This is a genomic window from Thermus sp. (genome assembly GCF_039793865.1).
Taxonomy (GTDB): domain Bacteria; phylum Deinococcota; class Deinococci; order Deinococcales; family Thermaceae; genus Thermus.
On the sequence record NZ_JBAMMI010000090.1, the window covers coordinates 1 to 2,243 of the forward strand.

The 2,243-nt window shown below is 65.7% G+C and carries 5 protein-coding genes; all 5 read left to right on the plus strand.

Translation table 11 applies throughout. The annotated features are described in order from the left end of the window. The first annotated feature begins 99 nt into the window (after positions 1–99). Genes rpmG through rplA form a run of 5 tightly spaced genes read left to right on the plus strand, consistent with a single transcriptional unit; the run spans position 100 to position 2,166 of the window. Positions 100–264, plus strand: coding sequence for a 50S ribosomal protein L33 (gene rpmG, locus ABJK26_RS08715; RefSeq protein WP_347241894.1), 165 nt, complete (start codon positions 100–102; stop codon positions 262–264). Further along, positions 264–446, plus strand: a complete 183-nt coding sequence (gene secE, locus ABJK26_RS08720) for a preprotein translocase subunit SecE (RefSeq protein ID WP_347241895.1) — start codon at positions 264–266, stop codon at positions 444–446. The genes rpmG and secE overlap by 1 nt, the downstream gene beginning before the upstream one ends. Continuing rightward, positions 443–997, plus strand: a complete 555-nt coding sequence (nusG, locus tag ABJK26_RS08725; RefSeq protein WP_347241896.1) for a transcription termination/antitermination protein NusG — start codon at positions 443–445, stop codon at positions 995–997. The genes secE and nusG overlap by 4 nt, the downstream gene beginning before the upstream one ends. Before the next feature lie 43 nt (positions 998–1,040). Next, positions 1,041–1,484, plus strand: coding sequence for a 50S ribosomal protein L11 (rplK, locus tag ABJK26_RS08730; protein WP_347241897.1), 444 nt, complete (start codon positions 1,041–1,043; stop codon positions 1,482–1,484). Next, complete coding sequence (rplA, locus tag ABJK26_RS08735; RefSeq protein WP_347241898.1) at positions 1,477–2,166, plus strand: 50S ribosomal protein L1; 690 nt, start codon at positions 1,477–1,479, stop codon at positions 2,164–2,166. The genes rplK and rplA overlap by 8 nt, the downstream gene beginning before the upstream one ends. The last annotated feature ends 77 nt before the right edge of the window (positions 2,167–2,243 follow it).

The following is a 2,243-nucleotide window of genomic DNA, read 5'->3' on the forward strand; positions in this document are numbered from 1 at the left end:
GGGAGGGTGGGCGCACCGTGGGCGCCGGCGTGGTCACCAAGATCCTGGAGTGAGGCCCGGGGGGAGGGCTTCCTCCCCCCGCCCCAAGGGAGGTAAGGCATGGCCAGCGAGGTCCGCATCAAGGTTCTCTTGGAGTGCACGGAGTGCAAGCGCCGCAACTACGCCACCGAGAAGAACAAGCGCAACACTCCCTCCAAGCTGGAACTCCGAAAGTACTGCCCCTGGTGCGATAAGCACACCGTGCACAAGGAAGTGAAGATCTGATGCTGGGGCGCATCGTCCGCTACTTCCAGGAGGCCCGGGCGGAGCTTGCCCGGGTTACCTGGCCCACGCGGGAGCAGATCGTTGAGGGCACCCAGGCCATCCTGGTCTTCACCGCCGTGTTCATGGTGATCCTGGGGCTTTACGACCTGGTCTTCCGCTTCCTCATAGGGCTCTTGCGATGAGCATTGAATGGTACGCGGTCCACACCTACGTGGGGCAGGAGGAAAAGGCCAAGGCCAACCTGGAAAAGCGGGTGAAGGCCTTCGGCATGGAGGACAAGATCTTCCAGGTCCTCATCCCCACGGAGGAGGTGGTGGAGGTGCGCGAAGGGGGCAAGAAGGAGGTGGTCAAGCGGAAGCTCTTCCCTGGCTACCTCTTCGTGCAGATGGACCTCGGGGACGAGGAGGAGCCCAACGAGGCCTGGGAGGTGGTGCGGGGTACCCCCGGGATCACCGGCTTCGTGGGCGCGGGCAACCGCCCGGTCCCCCTTTCCCCCGATGAGGTGCGCCACATCCTCGAGGTCTCGGGCCTTCTGGGAAAGAAGGAGGTCCCCAAGGCCCAGGTGGCCTTCCGGGAAGGGGACCAGGTGCGGGTGGTCTCCGGCCCCTTCGCCGACTTTACCGGGACCGTGACCGAGATCAATCCGGAAAAGGGCAAGGTCAAGGTCATGGTCACCATCTTCGGGCGCGAGACCCCTGTGGAGCTGGACTTCTCCCAGGTGGTCAGGGCCTAAGGGCGTTTGCACCCCTAACTTGGGGGGAGCCTAGGAGGAAAACATGAAGAAGATCGTTGCCGTAGTGAAGCTGCAGCTACCCGCGGGCAAGGCCACGCCCGCGCCCCCGGTGGGCCCGGCCTTGGGCCAGCACGGGGCCAACATCATGGAGTTCGTCAAGGCCTTCAACGCCGCCACGGCCAACATGGGGGACGCCATCGTCCCCGTGGAGATCACCATCTACGCCGACCGCTCCTTCACCTTTGTCACCAAGACCCCGCCCGCAAGCTACCTCATCCGCAAGGCGGCGGGCCTGGAGAAGGGGGCCCAGAAGCCGGGCAGGGAGAAGGTGGGCCGGATCACCTGGGAGCAGGTGCGGGAAATCGCCAAGCAGAAGCTTCCCGACATGAACACCACCGACCTCGAGGCCGCCGCCCGCATGATCGCGGGCTCGGCCCGGTCTATGGGGGTGGAGGTGGTGGGAATGCCGGAGGTGAAGGATGCCTAAGCACGGCAAGCGCTACCGCGCCCTCCTGGAGAAGGTGGACCCCGCCAAGGTCTACACCATTGACGAGGCCGCTCATCTCGTGAAGGAGCTCGCCACCGCCAAGTTTGACGAGACCGTGGAGGTCCACGCCAAGCTCGGCATTGACCCCCGGAAGTCCGATCAGAACGTCCGCGGCACCGTCTCCTTGCCCCACGGCCTGGGCAAGCAGGTGCGGGTTCTGGCCATCGCCAAGGGGGAGAAGATCAAGGAGGCGGAGGAGGCGGGGGCCGATTACGTGGGCGGGGAGGAGATCATCCAGAAGATCCTGGACGGCTGGATGGACTTTGATGCCGTGGTGGCCACCCCAGACGTGATGGGGGCCGTGGGCTCCAAGCTGGGCCGGATCCTGGGCCCCCGCGGCCTCCTTCCCAACCCCAAGGCGGGGACCGTGGGGTTCAACATCGGCGAGATCATCCGGGAGATCAAGGCGGGGCGGATTGAGTTCCGCAACGACAAGACCGGGGCCATCCACGCTCCCGTGGGCAAGGCGAGCTTCCCCGCCGAGAAGCTCGCGGACAACATCCGGGCCTTCCTCCGGGCCCTCGAGGCCAGCAAGCCCGAGGCGGCCCGGGGCACCTTCCTCCGCTCGGTCTACGTGACCAGCACCATGGGGCCGAGCATCCGCATCAACCCTCATTCCTAAGGGCCGTCTCCGGCTGAGGCCAGACTTATACCACCCCAGGCTGGCTTGCGCCAGCCTGGGGGCCCCGGGAAAGAAGG